The sequence below is a fragment of the Maribacter sp. LLG6340-A2 genome, assembly GCF_045057105.1.
Classification (GTDB): domain Bacteria; phylum Bacteroidota; class Bacteroidia; order Flavobacteriales; family Flavobacteriaceae; genus Maribacter.
The window spans coordinates 3804145-3823830 of the sequence record NZ_CP159332.1; the positions used below are offsets into that span (position 1 = coordinate 3804145).

General features: G+C 35.2%; 14 protein-coding genes and 1 tRNA gene. 4 read left to right on the forward strand and 11 right to left on the reverse strand.

Translation table 11 applies throughout. The features are described from left to right. Positions 1–11: 11 nt before the first annotated feature. From ABVM52_RS16005 to ABVM52_RS16030, 6 genes are all read right to left on the reverse strand, one after another. On the reverse strand, positions 12–2543 hold the full coding sequence (locus ABVM52_RS16005) for a PIG-L family deacetylase (protein ID WP_405382083.1): 2532 nt from the start codon (positions 2541–2543) through the stop codon (positions 12–14). A gap of 80 nt (positions 2544–2623) precedes the next feature. Beyond that, on the reverse strand, positions 2624–3193 hold the full coding sequence (locus ABVM52_RS16010; protein ID WP_405382084.1) for a mechanosensitive ion channel domain-containing protein: 570 nt from the start codon (positions 3191–3193) through the stop codon (positions 2624–2626). 4 nt (positions 3194–3197) lie between these two features. Beyond that, the gene (locus ABVM52_RS16015; RefSeq protein ID WP_405382085.1) at positions 3198–4148 is read right to left on the reverse strand and encodes a septum formation inhibitor Maf; all 951 of its coding nucleotides are present in this window, start codon (positions 4146–4148) and stop codon (positions 3198–3200) included. Between the two features lie 30 nt (positions 4149–4178). Further along, entirely contained in the window at positions 4179–4766 is a 588-nt protein-coding gene (locus ABVM52_RS16020) for a Maf family nucleotide pyrophosphatase (RefSeq protein WP_405382086.1), read from the reverse strand. A gap of 2 nt (positions 4767–4768) precedes the next feature. Further along, the gene (locus ABVM52_RS16025; RefSeq protein WP_405382087.1) at positions 4769–5296 is read right to left on the reverse strand and encodes a KdsC family phosphatase; all 528 of its coding nucleotides are present in this window, start codon (positions 5294–5296) and stop codon (positions 4769–4771) included. Further along, the gene (locus ABVM52_RS16030; RefSeq protein ID WP_405382088.1) at positions 5280–6044 is read right to left on the reverse strand and encodes a Rossmann-like and DUF2520 domain-containing protein; all 765 of its coding nucleotides are present in this window, start codon (positions 6042–6044) and stop codon (positions 5280–5282) included. Before ABVM52_RS16030 ends, ABVM52_RS16025 begins: the two co-directional genes overlap by 17 nt. A gap of 139 nt (positions 6045–6183) precedes the next feature. Here ABVM52_RS16030 and ccsA point away from each other — a divergent pair, with 139 nt between their 5' ends. Further along, positions 6184–9363, forward strand: coding sequence for a cytochrome c biogenesis protein CcsA (ccsA, locus tag ABVM52_RS16035; RefSeq protein WP_405385143.1), 3180 nt, complete (start codon positions 6184–6186; stop codon positions 9361–9363). A 54-nt stretch (positions 9364–9417) separates the two neighbouring features. On the opposite strand, the gene ABVM52_RS16040 is transcribed toward ccsA, so the two are convergent. After that, positions 9418–10686, reverse strand: a complete 1269-nt coding sequence (locus tag ABVM52_RS16040; RefSeq protein WP_405382089.1) for a M14 family metallopeptidase — start codon at positions 10684–10686, stop codon at positions 9418–9420. A gap of 298 nt (positions 10687–10984) precedes the next feature. On the opposite strand from ABVM52_RS16040, the gene ABVM52_RS16045 reads away from it, so the two are divergent. After that, positions 10985–12136: a trans-sulfuration enzyme family protein gene (locus ABVM52_RS16045; protein ID WP_405382090.1), complete on the forward strand. Its 1152-nt coding sequence runs from the start codon at positions 10985–10987 to the stop codon at positions 12134–12136. A 33-nt stretch (positions 12137–12169) separates the two neighbouring features. Then, positions 12170–12886: a bacillithiol biosynthesis deacetylase BshB1 gene (bshB1, locus tag ABVM52_RS16050; protein WP_405382091.1), complete on the forward strand. Its 717-nt coding sequence runs from the start codon at positions 12170–12172 to the stop codon at positions 12884–12886. Here bshB1 and ABVM52_RS16055 read toward each other — a convergent pair. Together ABVM52_RS16055 and ABVM52_RS16060 are read right to left on the reverse strand one after the other, a co-directional pair. Beyond that, positions 12883–14970 (reverse strand): ATP-binding protein, encoded by a 2088-nt coding sequence (locus tag ABVM52_RS16055; protein ID WP_405382092.1) that lies wholly within the window; start codon positions 14968–14970, stop codon positions 12883–12885. The two genes, bshB1 and ABVM52_RS16055, sit on opposite strands and share 4 nt — an antisense overlap. Positions 14971–15213: 243 nt before the next feature. Further along, on the reverse strand, positions 15214–17265 hold the full coding sequence (locus ABVM52_RS16060) for a tetratricopeptide repeat protein (protein WP_405382093.1): 2052 nt from the start codon (positions 17263–17265) through the stop codon (positions 15214–15216). Positions 17266–17417: 152 nt separating this feature from the next. Between ABVM52_RS16060 and ABVM52_RS16065 the strand changes: the two genes are divergently transcribed. Further along, positions 17418–17493 (forward strand) — tRNA-His (locus ABVM52_RS16065). Between the two features lie 131 nt (positions 17494–17624). On the opposite strand, the gene ABVM52_RS16070 is transcribed toward ABVM52_RS16065, so the two are convergent. Then, on the reverse strand, positions 17625–19190 hold the full coding sequence (locus ABVM52_RS16070; RefSeq protein ID WP_405382094.1) for a M28 family peptidase: 1566 nt from the start codon (positions 19188–19190) through the stop codon (positions 17625–17627). 58 nt (positions 19191–19248) lie between these two features. Continuing rightward, complete coding sequence (locus ABVM52_RS16075; protein ID WP_405382095.1) at positions 19249–19683, reverse strand: YybH family protein; 435 nt, start codon at positions 19681–19683, stop codon at positions 19249–19251. Positions 19684–19686: the final 3 nt, after the last annotated feature.

Here is a 19686-nt window from a genome sequence, read left to right on the forward strand (position 1 = left end):
ACGTTCTGTTTTCATCCTTTAATTTTTTGCTTGGATTCAACCTTATCTTTCCCTACGGATAATAGGTTGGAGAATAGTTTGTATGCACCGGGCACACCCATGGGCAATTCCCTAAAAAAGCTAAGTCCGGTATAAATATAGTGTCCCTTTCCGTAAGGGGCAATTAAAAGACTTCCTTTTGTACTATCCTCGTTCTTATCGTTCATTTCAAGTATGGGTGTAAACTCTGGACCCCATTTATTAGGGAAATAAAGACCACGTTCTTGAACCCATCCGTTAAAATCATTTGTATTGATTTTATTGGGAAAATTTACCAAAGAATGATTTTTGGCTATAATATTGACCGTACTATTTTCATCAGTGACCCTATCTCTTGAAATAGTCAGTTCGTAAGGTGCTATACCTTCAAACTGATTGCGCCATCTACTGGCGGTATTATATTGCACAATAACCGTACCGCCATTCTTTGCATAATCCAGAATAAATTTTTGTTTAAATGTTAGTTCTTCAACAACATTGTACGCCCTTATCCCCATTACAACCGCATCATACTTTGCCAAGGATTCTGTGGTGATGGTAGTGGGGTCTATAAGTTGAACATTATAACCAATTTGTTTTAAACTAGTTGGGACTTCATCACCGGCGCCCATGATATAACCAATATTTTCTCCGGCCTTTTCAATATCCAATCGAACAACCTTGGCTTCTGAAGGTAAAAGTACGGTTTGTGTAGGTATGTGGTCATAGGCAATGGTTACCAATTCTTTTGTTATTTCCTTGCCGTTTATTTTTAATACAGGGGAGATTATACCTTCATTCTCGGTAGCTGGTGGCGTTAATGTAAAATATATGGTTACTTCATCATTCTTTTTGGCAATAGAGAAACCCTTTTGGGTCTGTTCTACCTGCCATCCTTTTCCAAGGTTTAATACAATTTGGCCCTCTACATTATCCTTATGGGCTTTTATGGTTATGGGAATCTTTTTTGATTTAGCATCGGCAAAAATTACGACCTTGTCTTTGAATTCTGCGGTAGCTTCCGGTATTATTTCAAAAGGTTGATACAATTCTCCTTTGTCCGGTCTGGCGTATCTAAACTGTACGGGTCGTTCTATAGGTATAGATACTCCTTCTAAATTTATGTTGAAAATAGCGGTAAATGCCCTAGGTGTTTCCGGTAATCCTATTAAGGTGCCGTCAGTAACTTTATAAATGCCCAAATCACCCTTCTTCAACAACCAATACGGGCTGGTAAACTTAGTGTTTGCCGGAATGTTAAAGTTAACCGTATTCTTATAAGTAGCATTGTTGTTTAGAATAACCGCTTCTGATGATAACCGTTCTTCATTGATATGGGTGGATGTCAAGGTTACATTGATGCCACTTCTGTTCAACGCTTCAATAGCAATGGAAACCGTTTCACCGGGATTTGACGATGGTGTTTGTGTCGTAGCTTCTAAATGTAGACCCAAGATAGCGGTGATAATATTGACCAATTCTTGGGTTTTTAAGTTTTTCCAATGTTCATCAGAAATCTTTTGAATTAACTCATAGGCCTTTGCCAAATCTGGAAGGTGAACCGTAGGGTCTTTAAAATTGAAGTTTTCTTCTACTTTATATAATATAGAACCTACTTCCTTACCTCCTTGTACCCTGGACCAACTTGTATTGATCCCCTCAAAAGGGTCTGATTTATCATTGGGCAATTGTCCTTTCAATAATTCTATATATTCATTCTCGGAACCTCTGGTGGTTAGTCTGCCAAAGCCTTGACATAAATGTTGGCTACTTGCCAAAGAGGCTATTTCGTTATTGGATTTGCCCAACATTGGGTAGTATACCCCAACATCCATATTGAGCAAATTGGACTTATCCGCCTTTTTAAAATTTTCTTCACTACCGTAAAACCACCAAGATGTGTTAAAAAACAATCTACTTGGCTGCCATGGGTTTGCAGCGGTCAGTTGTTCGGGATAGGCATTGATATCATTTGCCAAATCAAATGCTTCTACACTTAACATAGCAGATGACGTATGATGGCCGTGTGTGCTGCCCGGTGTACGGTGGTCAAACCTGTTTATGATAATGTCTGGTCTAAATTTTCTAATTGTCCGTACTACATCGCCCAAAATAGCTTCCTTGTTCCAAATTTCCAAAGTTTCGTTTGGGTGTTTGGAATAACCAAAATCATTGGCGCGTGTAAAAAACTGCTCTCCTCCATCTACACGTCTGGCGGCCAATAATTCTTGTGTGCGCAATACTCCTAATAGTTCCCGTAATTCTGTTCCTATTAAATTCTGTCCACCGTCACCACGGGTTAAAGACAAATATCCGGTTCTGGCCTTTACATTATTGGATAAATATGAAATAAGTCGTGTGTTCTCATCATCTGGGTGTGCTGCAATATAAAGTGCGGTACCCAAGAAATTCAATTTTTCTATGGAATGGTAAATATCTGCAGGCGAAGATGATTTTGGGGCTTGGGAAAAAACTGTTGAACTAATTAGAAGGATACAGGATAAAAATCCTAATAAATGGCGCATTTTAAGGTGGTTTTGGTCGTAAAATCAAATATAACAAGATTAGTAGCCAACCTTGCGTTTTTACAACTTCTTTAACAAAATCAAACTTTTTCTTCTTCGGTATTTAAAAATTCACCTTCACGGTAAGTGGATATTAGAATTACTCCTTTTTGTAAAACCAAATTATTGGGGTAAGTCAAAATCTCTCCGTTGCTACGTCTAAGATGTAGGTGAAAGGCCCTAATATCCTCAATTACGAAGGTGTCTAGATTATCGGCATCAGAATCGTTCAATTCTTTATCTAGTATGCGTATGGTATTACCAATTTTAAAAGGAAAAGAGAAAAATAGTATTACACCCGCGGTAATATTGCTTAGTATAGACCATTGTGCAAATAGGGCCACACCAATGACGGCAAAAACCGATGATAGCAACACACCCAATTCCTTATAATTTACGCTCCATACCAAGGTAAGGGCAATAATGGCAATAATGGTCAACGCAATATTGATAAACTTTATAATCAGGTTGGTTCTTACGGGATTAAAATCACTTAATTTACTGACTTTGCGAACCGCTGTAGTAAATAAAAATTTTAAAATAAGAATAATTATAAAGACCACAAGGCTATAAATGAGCTCACTGTGATGGTTGGCAATGAAGTTTTTCATAAATCTATAACCCTAAACTATCGCGCAAAGATAAATCCTTATTTGAGTTTTGTTTCCAATAGGGTGTTGTAATCCTGTTAATTATTGTAGCGGTAGAGGTCAATACTTTAGCTTCTTGCCCAAAACCACCTTTATATGTATCTGTCCAGCCCTCTATAGTGTATGGAAAAGTAGCTGTAAAGTGTATTTTTAACGTACGCTCTAAATCTGGGTACGTAATTGTATAGACGGTAGTATCGCTTGAAGTACTAATGGAAGCTTCTGCGCTATATGCCTGTAACTTTTTGTGCGTCAACCTTATATATTCCATGGAAGGAACCATTTTAAAGGAGCCTGTTGGTAGGGTTGTAGGGTTTATCCTTATCTTGTTCCAAATTTCATTTTCCAAATGAGTCTTAGCAAGTTTTAAATTCTGATCTGCTTCATTTTCAAAATAAGAATGGGACATGATCTCAAAATCATCCTTATTATTTAATTGCGCGTATACTTGTCCGCACCATTCTTGTGACGAAAAGGAAACCTTTAAAGCATGTTGATTATCATGTACCGGATAAAAGCTACTGGTCATAATTGAATAGGGATAAATACCGGTCAAATAATTTTTAGTGGAATTTAGTTTTAATACGGGAACGTTATCAACATTCTTTTTATCCGCCTTTACTTGAATTTGAGGTAAAAAAGGTTCCGTAACATAAATTAGCACCGCATTACCATTGCGTAGTTCTCCATATCTTGCCTGTTCTAAGGAATAGGAAGTAATTTCTGCCTTTCCTGAATACCAATAATCCTTGAACTCTTTTGATAGTTGTTTTTTAGGAAGTTTGGTTATGGGGCTTTGTGAAACTTGTTCTGGGATTTCTTGCGTATTTTTACCTTGGTCCTTGCAAGAATAGAGAACAAAGGTTGCCAGTACAAATAATGCAGGGTAGGTAAGGGTGTATTTATAACTTTTCATGACTTTAAATTTTAGGTTATTTAAGATAACCTACTTTGTCATATTTAGCAAGGTATTGTAGGTTAATTGTGTGGGCAGGCCTACAACATTGGTGTAGGATCCCTTTATTTCTTCAATACCTATTAAACCAATCCATTCTTGAATACCATATGCTCCAGCTTTATCGTATGGTTGATATTGATTTATGTAATATGTAATCTCCTCATTGGTTAGCGCCTTAAACTTTACATCTGTTACAGCATGTTCAATAACTTGCTTTTGCGCAGTGGTGAAACAAACCGAAGTAATCACCTGGTGCCAATCTCCAGATAGTTTATTGAGCATATGAATAGCTTCATTTTCATCTTTGGCTTTTGCCAATGATTCATTTTTGTGCCAAACTACCGTATCTGAAGTAATTAAGATGTCATTTTTATTTAGCTCTTTTAAAAAAGCCTTTGATTTTAATTGCGCGAGAAAATCGGAAATCTCGGCAGCTTTTAAATGAGGTGGATATTCTTCATCCACTGGTTTTAGTCGGACTTCAAAATCTAAGCCCATATCCTTGAAAAACTGTTGCCTTCTAGGGGACCCTGATGCTAATATTAGGTTAAAGCCTTCAAATTGTTCTTTAATCATAATTAATCGTTTGTAGCACTAAAATGGCTTGTCCAGTCTCCTTTAACCTTGAGTACTTGTTCAATAACATCGCGTACACAGCCATGGCCGCCATTAATATGGGATATGTAGTTACTGATGCTCTTCACTTCTGCCACCGCATTTTGGGGACAGGTAGCAATTCCTACCGCTTTCATTGGCGGTATATCTGGAATATCATCTCCCATATATAGAATATGTGCAGCATCAATATCATAGATATCCATGTATTCTTCCAGGGCATCTATTTTATGGTGGGCTCCCATATAAATATCGGTTACGCCAAGGCCCCTTAACCTACTTTTAACTCCCTCATTGGTGCCACCTGTTATAATACAAACATTATACCCTTTGCTTAATGCAACTTTTAGCGCATAACCATCCTTAACGCTCATTTTACGTAACATTTCCCCATTTGTAGTAATGATTACATTGCCATCGGTAAAAACTCCATCAACATCAAACACAAAAGTGGTAATATTTTTCAGGTACTCTTTATAGCTTTTCTCCATGTGTATTTTTAATTGCATTGCTTAACAACGTATAAATTTCCCGTTGCTGTTTATTTTTAATGTTTTTTAAGTGATTGTGTAGTGTATTTTGGTCCCCTCTTATGGCCGGACCGGTTTGTGCCTTTAAAGGGGAAAGGACATCTAATTTATTAGCGGTTTCCTTTATCAACGGTATCAACAACTTAAAATCAATACCTTTTTCCGTACAAATTTCTTCCCCAATGGTATACATATAATTGGTAAAATTATTGACAAATACAGCCGCAATATGTAATGATTTTCGTTCTTCTGAATTAATGAATTGTACATTATTGCTTAAGCTTTCACCTAAAGAGTGTAGTAATTCACAATCGTTTTCTTTATGTAGTTCTAGACAAATGGGAATATCCTGAAATGAAATAATCTTTCCTTTTGTAAATGTTTGTAACGGATAAAAAACACCATAATTTCTACAATGTTTTAGAGCCTGTATTGATGTGGCTCCGGAGGTATGTACTACTAAACCGTTCAAGTCCCTGAACTTTTCGGCAACAGTGCTTATGGCAGCATCAGATACAGCAAGTATATAAATATCCGCTTTGGGTATAGCATCAAAATTTGAATTTATAGGTGCTTTGCTCTTAGCGAATGTAAGATGCTCAGGATTTCTGCCGATCACCTGTTCAATTTTAACGTGGGCCGTTCTTTCAAGTGCTTGAAAGAGATTTTGGGCCACATTGCCCGTCCCGACTAAAACAACGGATATCATGCGGGTAAAAGTACAAAGATTATTTATGGAGCAATAGTATAAAATTAACAGTTTTGACTAACTTTTAAACATGCAATAGCTATACGTAAATGATGAAAACAACGTATTTTTGCAACTTGAAAATCAACTCCTATCTTCCATGACGGAAATGTTCAAGAAAATATTCTTCTCTACACGCTTAATGTCCATTTTGTTTATTGTTTTTGCCACTGCAATGGCATTTGGCACCTTTATTGAAAGTTGGTACAGCACAGAAACCGCTAGAATTTGGATTTATAATGCTTGGTGGTTCGAATTTATTATGGTGTTCTTTGTTATCAATTTTATTGGTAATATTTCACGTTATCGATTATTACGTTTAGAGAAATGGCCTGTTTTGATTTTACATTTATCTTGGGTTTTAATTATTGTTGGTGCCTTTGTTACCCGTTATATCAGTTTTGAAGGAATGATGCCCATACGTGAGGGTAATACCGAAAATGTGTTTTATTCGGACAAGACTTATTTAACGGTTTATGTAGACGGAGAAATAAATGGTGAGGCTAGAAGAAAAATTCTTGAAGACGATTTAATTGTTACCCCAGAAGCCATAAAATCTAACCTGCCATGGAAAGCCGACTTTAACGGTGAGGAATTTGAAATTTCATATGTTGATTTTATTAAGGGCGCTAAACAAGGATTGCTACCAGACCCGAACGGAACAAAATTTCTAAAAATTGTTGAAGCCGGTGATGGTGACCGTCACGACCATTATTTAGAAGATGGTAAAGTAGCAAGTATTCATAATGTACTGTTTGCCTTGAATAATAAGACCGATGGTGCAATAAATATTATGACCACAGATTCTGTGTATCAAATTCATGCACCTTTTGATGGTAATTTTATGCGAATGGCAGATCAGTTTCAAGGAGTATTGGTTAAAGATAGTATTCAACCATTACAATTACGCTCACTATATAATACCGTTGGTATGCAATTTGTAATTCCTGATTCTATAACGCAAGGATCATATGGAATTGTGGAAATACCGGCAGCCGAAAAAACCAAAATGGATCAAGATGCCATTGTTTTTGATGTTTCGGCTAATGGTGAAACCAAACAGATTAAATTGTTAGGTAGTAAAGGACCGTCGGATTTTAGTGAAAAAGTAACAGTTGGCGGACTCAATTTTTCTATTCGATATGGTTCTAAAGTGCATGAGTTACCATTTGGGATTAAATTGAACGATTTTATTGCAGAAAAGTATCCTGGTACAGATAAAGGTTATGCATCTTTTATGAGTAGGGTAACCATTGAAGATGAAAGGCCTTTTGATTATGATATATTTATGAACCATGTATTAGACCACGAGGGTTATCGTTTTTTTCAATCAGGATTTGACCCAGACGAGAAAGGTACTACCTTATCTGTCAACCATGATTTTTGGGGTACTTGGATTACTTATATAGGGTACTTTCTATTATATATTGGTTTAATGGGAATTATGTTCTTTGGTAAAACTCGTTTTCAAGATTTAGCGGATTCTTTAGATAAGCTAAAAGTGAAAAAGAAAAAAATGTTCGGTGTTATAACACTTTTAATGGCATTCTCGTTCTCAACTTTTGCACAAGAACAACATACCCCAGAAGAAGGGCATCAACAAGCACCAAGTAAAGCACAAATAGATTCTTTGCTAGAAGCCAGTATGGTGAGCAAAGAACATGCCGACAAGTTTGGTAAACTGGTCATACAGGATGAAGGAGGCCGTATGAAGCCTATCAATACATTTTCATCAGAATTACTTCGTAAATTGAGTTTGAAAGATAATTATATGGGCTATTCTTCAGACCAGATATTACTTTCAATGATGATGAACCCGGCGGTTTGGTATAATACCGAATTTATTGCTCTAGATAAAAAATCGCAGAATGATAGTATTAGGAAAATTATAGGAATCCCCTCTGGTCAGAAATACGTTAAGGCTACAGATTTCTTTGATAAAAAAGGACAATATAAATTAGAACCTTTTTTACGTGAGGCTACTGCAACAAATAACCCTAATAAATTTCAGCAAGATTTTAAAGATGCCAATATTAGGTTAAGCTTGTTGAACCAAGCTTTGGGTCAAGATATTGTTAAAATATTTCCATTGTTAGATGATGAGAACAACAAATGGATATCCGCTGTTGAATATAGGGGAGGACAATATGAAATTAGGGATTCATTATACTCCAATTTCGTAAAAAATGCCATGCCGTATTATTTAATGACTTTGGGCAAAGCGCAACAAAGTGGCGACTATAGCTCTGCCGACAAGTTATTGGCTGCATTTCACCAAAATCAACTTAATCATGGTGACGAAGTTCTGCCTTCTCAGCGAAAAATAGATACAGAGGTAATCTATAATAAGCTCAATATTTTTAATAGGCTATATCAATATTATGCATTGGTTGGACTTTTAATGTTCTTTGTTTTGGTATTTCAAATTTTTAAAGACCGTTCCATTTGGAGAGTGGCTATCTACTTTTTCAAGGGTACAATAATGTTGCTGTTTCTTTGGCATACTGCGGGCTTAATATTACGTTGGTATATTTCTGGTCATGCACCTTGGAGTGATGCTTATGAAAGTATTCTTTATGTAGCTTGGGCTACTATGGCAATTGGTTGGGCCTTGGGCCGTAAAAGTGATATGACATTTGCCGCCTCTGCTTTTGTGACCTCCATGTTGTTATGGATTGCACACCAAAGTTGGATAGATCCATCTATTGCTAATTTGCAACCCGTATTGGATAGTTATTGGTTAATGATCCACGTAGCTGTTATCGTTGGTAGTTATGGCCCTTTAACCGTAGGTATGATCTTAGGTCTTGTTTCGTTGATTTTAATGATTTTAACGACCAAAAAGAATAAAGAACGTATGGCAATCAATATTAAAGAATTGACCATTATAAATGAACTGGCATTAACAACAGGACTTGTAATGCTTACCATTGGTAACTTTTTAGGGGGACAATGGGCAAACGAAAGCTGGGGTCGTTATTGGGGTTGGGACCCTAAAGAAACTTGGGCATTGATATCTATTATGATTTACGCATTTGTAATACATACTAGATTGGTGCCAGGTTTAAGAGGTAAATGGACATTCAACTTTATGAGCGTCGTTGCTTTCGGTAGTATAATGATGACCTATTTTGGAGTTAATTTTTATTTGGTAGGTCTTCATAGTTATGCTAGTGGTGCACAAGTGATTACGCCTACATTTATATATTACTTGGTAGCAGGTGTATTGGTTCTAGGCGCCATAAGTTTCTGGAGATACAAGGTAAACTTTAGCAAGTAAATATTTACTACATATAAAAAGGGCCTCTTATTTGTTAAGAGGCCCTTTTTAGTTTTAATTTTTAGCTAGTAAGTCCATCAATTCTTCAGCAGCGACTTTTCCTTTTTGCTTAAGAAAATCTCTAGGAGTGTTATCGCCCAATTCAAATACAATGGCCGGCATACCATGGTTTACATAAAAGTAATTTCTAGATACCATTGTCGGTTTTATATCCTTAGACGGTTTTATATTGGTATGTTTTTGTGGTAGTCTATTGGTTATATTTTCAATCCAATCAAAAACAATTTCACCTTTTTCGCCTGTGATTGTGGAGTCTATTGGGTAGTAGATATCATCCCAAGTAGAATGGAAATCTGCACCAAAAACAAATTCATAACCTTCAGATTCCTTTTTTACCAAAAAGTCCCTAACACTTTTCGTTTCGGGTTGATTAAATTCTTGCCAGTCTCTATTTAAGTCGATGCCTCCCATATTGTGTCTCCATTGGCCATTATCTACACCATCAGGATTCATTAATGGTACTACGAATAGATCATAATTTTCCCTAAAATTTTTGGCTTTAGGTGTATCGCCGCTCAATGTTTCAATAAATGATTTCATGGCAAGAAACCCGGTAACCTCTGGTGGATGTTGTCTAGAAATGACCATAACGGCCTTTTTGTGTTGCCCATTGCTGATCTCCATTAAATTCATTGGTCTGTTTTCTCTACTTCTCCCAATTTCATAAGTAGAAATAAATGGTTTAGTAGCCAAGGAGTCTATCCAAGCTTTAACTCTTGTTGAGCCATAAAGCTCTTGTGCTGTAATATAAGTAGGTGTTTTGGTGGCTTTTACTTTGATTTCTACCATTTCCGGTACGGCCTTAATACCAAATGTACCCGTGCCTTCATTGATTCCTGTGAAATTTGCACTGTCTATTGGGGTAAAGTTTTCTCCGTCGGTACTAATTTTAGGGTAATACCTACTGCGCGAATCTTGGTAAGTCATTTTAATGGTAATGGTCTTTGGTGTGTTTGACCAAACTTTAAACGCATACCATGGACTAACATTTATGGGGGTGTTCTCGGCTGTAATCAAGGCGGTGTAATGACCATTTCCGTCAGAGGTGATTCCGTTGAGTCTTCCTCCCTCAAAATCGTTGCTAAAGAATATAGATTCATTATCAAAACTCCAGATGCCTTTCCATTGCTTTTGTACCGGTTTTGATAGTGTACTAACAACGGCACTTTTACCTTGACCTTGATACCCTTTGGCTACAGGTTTTTGATTTTTACAGGACAAAATTAGCATGATGAGTGCAACAGTAAATATTGATTTTTTCATAATTATTAAGTATTCAAATAATTCAACCAACCTATAGTGATGGTTATTTAACATTAAACATTATAAATCTATCAACAAAAATTAAAAAGCTCTGCTAAATGATCACTTTCATTTCAACTATTCCATAATTCTTAATACAAACATCTTTCTTTTGAAGTTTTAATGGTTATCTGCTTTTAAAAGAAATTTATACCAAGAATGAGTTGCGTTATTATTCTTTTAGGAGTTAAGCAAATGAATATGTTACCGGTTGGATTACATTCTATTTCCTTACCTTTATTTTTTATAATTTTTGCATATGAATTCGAATACAAAAGGCTTAAACACTATCTGCACGCATGTAGGTGAATTAGAGGATAAACAGCATAAAGGGGCGGTTTCCCCATTATACATGAGCACATCTTATGCCTATGAAGATGTAGATGTTAAACGTTACCCAAGATATTTTAATACTCCAAACCAAGAGGGACTTTGCAAAAAAGTAGCTGCCTTGGAACATGCGGAATCTGCGCTGATTTTTGGTAGTGGAATGGCTGCGGTAAGTACTTCTTTGTTAGCATTTTTAAGTGCTGGTGATCATGTAGTATTACAACAAACTTTATATGGTGGTACCTATAATTTAATTAATGAGGAATTTTCTAAATATGGTATTGAATATTCATTTACCACAGGCTGGAGTGCTGCTGATTTTGAAGCTGAAATAAAAGAGAACACAAAGGTTATTTATATAGAAACACCTTCAAATCCGTTATTGACCATTACAGATTTAGAGGCAATAGCAACGATTGCCAAAAAGCACGGTTTAATTAGCATGATCGATAATACATTTGCGAGTCCGGTGAATCAAAACCCTATTGATTTTGGTATCGATGTTGTTATTCATAGTGCAACCAAGTACATGGGCGGTCATTCGGATATTTGTGCGGGGGCCGTAGCTTCTAATACCGAGAATATGGAGCGAATTTTTCATTTGGCTAAAAACTTTGGAGGTAGCTTAAGTGATTATACCGTTTGGTTATTGGAGAGAAGTATAAAAACCATGGGTATTCGCGTAAAGGCACAAAATGAAAATGCCTTGGCTATGGCTCATTATCTCAATGAACTGGAAGACGTTGAGAAAGTTTACTATCCGGGTCTGCCTAGCCATAAGGATCATAATATAGCTAATAAGCAAATGAAAGGTTTTGGAGGTATGTTATCTTTTGAATTGAATGCAAATTTAGATGCTTCAAAATTTCAAAAGGCATTGCAATTGATAAAACCTTCTATGAGTTTGGCAGGCGTAGAAAGTACGGTTTTGTCGCCTACCCAAACATCTCACGCTTTAATGAGCGCAGAAGTAAGGGCTGAACAAGGTATTTCTGACGGATTAATTCGTTTTTCGTTAGGAATTGAAGAAATAGAAGACTTAAAGAACGATATTCAACAAGCATTGAATTCCATTAAGTAAATAGTAATTAGAAGTACAAAGTAAGAATAGCGTATGAAGTTGGATATTTTAGTTTTTGGCGCACATCCAGATGATGCCGAACTTGGGGCGGGGGGCACCATTGCAAAAGAGATTGCATTGGGAAAAAAAGTAGGTATTGTTGATTTAACACGTGGCGAATTGGGAACTAGAGGTTCTGCTGAAATACGTGACCAGGAATCTGCAGCAGCTGCAAAAATTTTAGGTGTTGCGGTACGTGAGAACTTAAGGTTTAGAGATGGTTTTTTTGTAAATGACGAAGCGCATCAAATAGAAATCATTAAAATGATACGTAAATACAGGCCCACCACAGTTTTATGTAATGCAATAGATGACCGACATATTGATCATGGAAAGGGTAGTAAATTGGTAAGTGATGCTTGCTTTTTAAGTGGATTAAGAAGAATTGAAACTACAGTAGAAGGGGAGAAGCAACAAGAGTGGAGACCTAAACTAGTATACCACTATATTCAATGGAAAAATATTACTCCAGATTTTGTTGTGGATATCAGTACGTTTATAGATAAAAAAACCGATGCTATTTTAGCATATGCTTCTCAATTTCATGATCCTAATAGTAATGAGCCAGAAACACCTATAAGTAGTAAAACGTTTATAGAAAGTGTACATTATAGAGCTAAGGATTTAGGTAGATTGGTGGGTGTGGATTATGCGGAGGGCTTTACTGTAGAAAGAATGGTGGCCGTGAATTCATTGGACAGTTTAATCTAGGCAGATTTTTTATATTCTGCCCTAACCCTAGGTAAAGAGAAGTAGAATGTAGACCCTTTTCCAAGAGCACTATGTACCCAGATTTTACCATTATTCTTCTCGACCATTTCCTTACAAAGAGAAAGCCCAAGGCCGGTACCTTTTTCATCGTTGGTACCATATGTAGTATGGTTAGAATCCTTTAAAAATATTTTACCCATAGTTTCTTCGCTCATACCCATACCGTTATCCTTAACATAAATCTCGCAGGTTTTTAATTTTTGTATGGCGCCAATAATAATTTGCCCATTGTTAGGGGTAAATTTTAACGCGTTGCTTAATAGATTTCGTATGATAATATCTACTTGGTTAGGATCGGACCAAATTTGACAATTGGCTTCTATTCTATTTTCAAGGGTTATTGATTTTGAAAGCGCAATTTCTGATAACAGCGCAATATTTTCATCTACTATGGTTACTAAATTAGTAATGGATGGTTTCGTAATAGAACCGTTCATTTGGGTTTTACCCCATGAAAGTAAATTGTTTAGCGTAAAAGAAATGGTATCAATATCTACTTTAAGTTTTGGAACAAAGTTTAAGAACTCCTCTTTGGTCATTTCGCCTTCTTTAAACAATTTCAAAAGCCCTTGAAATGCACCGATCGGCCCTCTTAAATCATGACCGATAATGGAAAACAATTTGTTTTTGGTTTGATTTAGTTCGTTTAAATAAGCCTGTTTTTCTTCCAAATCTTGTTTTTTGGACAACAGTTCCGCATTCAATCTTTTTTGTACTTGTTGGTTTCTTTGTATGATAAAGGTGATCATTACAAAAATGATAAGAATGATGGCTATGAGGTAAATAACGATATTCTGTTTGGCCAGCGCCTTTTCGTTTTCTAAAATTAATTGTTCTTTTTGCCTATTATATTCGGTCTTGGTTTTTAACATGTCCAAGGCAATTTCATTCCCTTTTTTAGTCAAGGATTCTGAAGTGACCTGAAATATTTCATGGTACCAAAGTGACTTTTTATACTCTTTATTTTTCTTATGTATCTTGAATAATTGATAACTGCAATCCTTTATTCCAGCTCTATATCCAATTTTTTTGGACAGCTCAAAAGCTTCTAGGGAATATTTTTTGGCTATACTATCTTTACTGGTATTTAGATAAGCCTCTGACATTCCATTAAGGAGGGCTATTTTACCTCTGTCATCCTCAATCTTTTCATGGAGTAATTCGCTCTGTTTATACCAATATAATGCCCAAGTGTTTTTTCCTTTTTTTAGATAGATCTTGCCCTTTACTTCATAGGCATATGCAAGCCACTCTATTATTTTCTCCTGTTCAAATATGGTAATAGCACTGTTTATATTAAACATGGCATATTCCAATTCATTCATGTCCGCATATGCATTTGCCATGCTGCTCATGGTTTCTGCAATATAAATAGGGTTGCCTATTTCCTCATTAATTGCCTTAACTTTTTTAAAGAAAACCATGGCATGGTTATAATCTTTTTGAGTTAAATACAATTCTGCAATATTCTCGTTGATAATTGAAAGATAGTTTTTATAGTCTTGTTTCTCAGCAATCTCAATAGCTTCCAAATATCCTTTTAAGGCCACTGCATAATTGCCTTGATAGCTATACTCCTTGGACAAGACGTTTAAGGATTTTACTTTTAAAAGAAGATTTTTGTTTTCAGTGGCCAATTCATGGGCCTTTTTAAAATGTGATATGGCTTGGTCTATTTGACCTTTGTCAGAATAAAACCCTCCAATATTTATATAAGATTGTATTTCTCCATTTGTATATGAGGAGGATTTACTTAATCTTAAACTTTCATCGCTTAAGCTATATAAACTGTCTAGGTTATGATAGCGGTATTCACTAGCTAATTCAATAATTTTAGTTATATAGAGCGTATCATTAGATTGAAAATCAGAAGAATTACGAACTGTTTCAATTTCGTTCAATAGAATTTCTCTTCTTAAATCCTGTCCTAAAATATTGGAACAAACTAACAGCATAAACAATAACGCGGTTATATATCGTCTTTGTTTATACCAAAAAGCTTTGTCCAAAAATTTAGAATTCATATATAGAATCAAAAATTATATCATAAAATTAACTTTCTAGTAGTGAGTTAAATAAAATATGTTGTGAAATGCAGAAAATTGTGTGTTTCAGCGACTTAAACGTGTAGTTCGTCGATGATTTATTAACGTATTCAGTAAATTTAACCCAAAAATTGATTCCATTTTTAATACATTACTACTACATAGTTTTGTAGTATATATTGTTGATTTTCAATTAGTTGTGGCGATATCGAAATAAATGGCTTATTGGTTGTAATTATGGATAGGTAGTTCTACAGAAAATATACTGCCTTGGTCTGGAGTACTTTCAACGTTTATATTGCCTTTATTCATCAAAACCATTTCTCTAACTAGTCTAAGCCCTATTCCCGTGCCTTTTTCTCTATTGGTACCATACGTTGTAAAGTGCTCATTATCAACAAAAATATTCTTAATGGCTTCCTTACTCATTCCAACGCCGTTATCTATCACCTTAATAATTATTGTATCCTTGTTTTCTTGGGTCAATATCTTTATTAGCCCTTTGTTGGGGGTAAATTTTATAGCGTTGCTGATTAAATTTCTGAATATAATATTGAACTGATCCCAGTCAACAAAAGCCTTGTGAGATTCCTTTATATCCGTAAAGAGCTGTATGGACTTTTTTTGAAGTTCATTTTTATACAATTGTAAGATGATATCCAATTCTTGTTTTATATGAATAGATTCTGGATTTATCTGATTTCCATTCATTTGGGCCTTGCCCCAATGAAGAAGGTTGTCCAATGTAAATTGGACTTGATCAAGCTCACCTTTTAATTGTGGCGCAAACTTTTCAAAATATGTTTTTCCATCCGGATCTTCTAAATAAAACTTCAGCAATTCTTTCAATGAAATGATAGGCCCCCTTAGATCATGTCCTATAATTGAGAATAGCCTGTCTTTATTTTTATTTATTGCTGTAAGTTCTTTTTGGCTCTCATTTAAAATTAAGGCTTGGCTTTCTAGTTTTTTGTTTAATTGTTTTTCTCTCTTATTAATACTTAAACTAATCAATACGATTATAAATAATACAGCTAATGCGGTAAGGGCCCATTTTACATATTTGCGTTGTTGGTTTAATTCCTGAACATTTTTAGCCTCTAACGCCTCTTTCTCTTTTTCGTAATTAAGTTTAGCATTGACCATCGTTAAATTTCTACGATTTTTTTCTTTGGAAATATTATTGGCCAATTTTTCTGTCAATTCCAGATATTCCAAAGATTGTGAAATCATATTTTGCTCTTTTTTGATTTCATATAGCAACCTATAGACCTTTTCTAAACCGGTATTTAACTTGAAGGTTTTATACAATTCTAAACTTTTGAAGGCATATTCCTCTGAGGCAGAGATATTTTTTAACATAAATTGTGCCTTGGCAAGTCCAAAATAAATATCGGCTTCTCCCTTAATATCGTTTATGGAGTTATGAGAGTGTAAGGCTTTTAAATAATTTGTGTTGGCTTCATTAAATTTATTGGTCTTTACATATAACTGACCAATTGTGGCATAGGAAAAAGCCAACCATAACTCATTATTGTGCTTTTTAAAATAGGAAATGCTTTCTTGCAATAATGCCTGCGCCTCTTTAAACTTTTCTTGTTGAATGTATAAATAGGCCAAATTACTTGATATCATTGCCGTTGCATTATCATCATTCAATTCTTGAGCAGCAATTTGCGCATCTTTGTAAAAATTTTGGGCTTCGTTATAATCTTCCAACAAATTGAACATGGTACCTAAATTCATATTCATCCGGAATATATAATAATCGTCATTCTTTTCTTTACCAACGGATAAGGCATGTAAAAAACAAGTGTAGGTTAGCGGATAATTTTGCCGACTAAAATAGGCTTGTCCCAACTGATTATAAATTTGCATTTCAGTTTTGGGATGCTCTGATAGATTTTCATCTTCAATAATTTTATTTCCAAATCGTATGGCTTCATCCATTTCACCTTTAAATAAGTGAAACATAGAAAAATTGGACAATGCTTCTAACTCTCCCTTTTTATAATCAATTTGATAACTTATCTCAAGCGCTTTTTGAGCTAGTGATTTTATGGAATCTTTCGCAGTATATCTTAACCCATACGCTAGACCGTTAAGAAGGTCTACATAGTCCGCTGTATTCTCAGAGAAATTAGGTTGTTGCGAGTAATTTTTAAGTTGATTTTGTAAAATTTTGATACTGTCTGCTTGACCAAAACTATTATTAAAGCTGCCAAGGAAAAATAGTATAAGTAGGAAAGATTTGCGGAGGTTTTTAAAAGTCATAGGCTAACCTGCTAAAGGTCATTAAATTGATTCAAACTTTAAATTTATATAGAAATTATATAGTGTAACGTTAAAAAGAAATATTTATTCAAAAGTGATTTATTATTTGCGGGGAATATATAAAAAATTTACATTTGCACTCGCTTACAAATGGTGGTTGTAGCTCAGCTGGTTAGAGCATCGGTTTGTGGTACCGAGGGTCGCCGGTTCGAACCCGGTCTTCCACCCTAAAAGCAGAGAAAAAGTCTTGAATCCATGTTCAGGACTTTTTTATTTTATGCACGTTTTTATTAGTATAAAGACATAAAAAAAGCCTGGTAATTTTTTAACTATCAGGCTTTTATATGTTTGCTTAAAGTTTACTCCGTAGCCTTGTCAACAACAAGTTTGTTATTGCGGTTTGCAATTTCCCAAGCTGTATGGAAAATTAATCTTGAACGGTTTTCCAATAAGTCATAATTTATCTTATCAGGAGTGTCACTTGGTCTATGGTAATCATCATGTGTACCATTAAAATAAAAGATAATGGGAATATTATTTTTTGCGAAATTATAATGGTCGCTTCTATAATAAAAACGGTTAGGATCGTTTTCATCATTGTAGGTATAATCAAGTTCTAAATTGGTGTATTTCGTATTGATTTCTTCAGACAACTCATGTAGTTCCGTACTTAATTTATCGGAACCAATTAAATAAATATAATTACGGTCACCATCTCTCTGAGGGTCAATTCTACCGATCATATCTATATTTAGATTGGCAACGGTTTGTTCTAAAGGAAAAAGAGGCTCATAATCAGTATAGTATTGGGAACCCAACAAACCTTTTTCCTCACCTGTTACATGTAAGAATACGATAGAGCGTTTAGGTCCGTGCCCAGCATCTGATGCTAATTTAAAAGCTTCCGCAATTTCTAATAGGGATACGGTTCCAGAGCCATCATCATCTGCACCATTATTGATTTCTCCGTTAGACGAAATTCCAATATGATCCAAATGTGAAGAGATAACTACATACTCTTCCGGTTTCTCAGTACCTCTGATTATGGCCGCAACATTTTCTGAAGAAACTTTGTTGTTAGAACTTGCAAAATCCAAGTTTAATTTTGTGTTCAATACTTCACCAGTTTCTTCCGATCCTATGGTAGGGTGAATTTCAGCGGCTAGATTTTGGTCAATAAATAGGCTATAAAATTCTTTTGCATTGGGGTCTACAAGCTCCATTCTACCGCTATTATTGGTTTCCATATATTGATATCTACGCTTAAAACGGTCAAAGTTTTGCTCATCATAATATAGAACTCCCATAGCGCCTTTGTCCATGGCTATTTGTATTCTTTTGGTCAATGATTCTGACATATTGCTCCATACAGATGGCTCTGTAGTACCGGATATTTTGTACGTTCCGTCGCTATTCTTTGGCTCTCCGGATTTTAAAAGGACCATTTTATCGGCAACCTCTAAATTGCTATAATCAGAATATGATTCATCTTCAATACCATAGGCAACATAAACAATGTTGTCAAATGAATTTTGTGCGGCACCAAAAGTCAAAACATGTTCACCAATGGTATAGTCTTTTCCATTTACGGTTAATTTTCCACTAGGTAAATTACTTACTTCCAATGGTACATTCTGAAAATATTCTCCATTTGGTTTTGCAGCGGAAACACCTAATTTTTCATATTCTGCCTTGATGTATTCAATGGCTTTTTTCTGCCCGGGCTGCCCAGTTTCCCTTCCTTCAAATTCATCTGAGGCATAGATGTACAAATGGTCTTTTAGTTCTTGTTCCGTAATGGAAGTTGCATAAGTGGTAGGAGAAACTTTTTCTATTGTTTTTGTTTCAGTCCCTTCATTTACTGTTTTCTGAGAAGAATTACAGGAAAAGGCCAATGAGACCAATAGGATCAGTGCTTTTTTCATGTTCTTTATTTTGATAAAAATTTATCAAAAGTAATCAAAACCAAAAGATTACCTCTTATTAGCACGAAGAATCGGCAATGATTTTCCATTCGCCATTGATTCTTTTAAAAATTATCATGAAGGAACCTTTGGCATTACCTATTGTCCGTTCTAGTAAATATTCTCCCATAACAAAATATGCGTCATTATCTATAGGGTATATCTTTACAATGTTAAATGTTAATTTTCCGGTATGGGAAGTGTCTGGATAATTTTTTTGGTAACTATCCAAGGTGGTTTTCCATCCTGTCTTCAATTTGGAGCCACTAAAGAAAAACAAAGAATCTGATTGGTGGTAGCCATCCATAAAGCCTATTAGGTTATTATTGCTCCAATCATTTTGCTGTTTTTCCAGTATGCGGGTAATCTCTAATTTATCAGCTTCTATACTGTGCTCTTTTTTACAAGAAGTAAAAATTAGAAGCCATAGAAATAAACAGCGAGCAATTGTCATCAA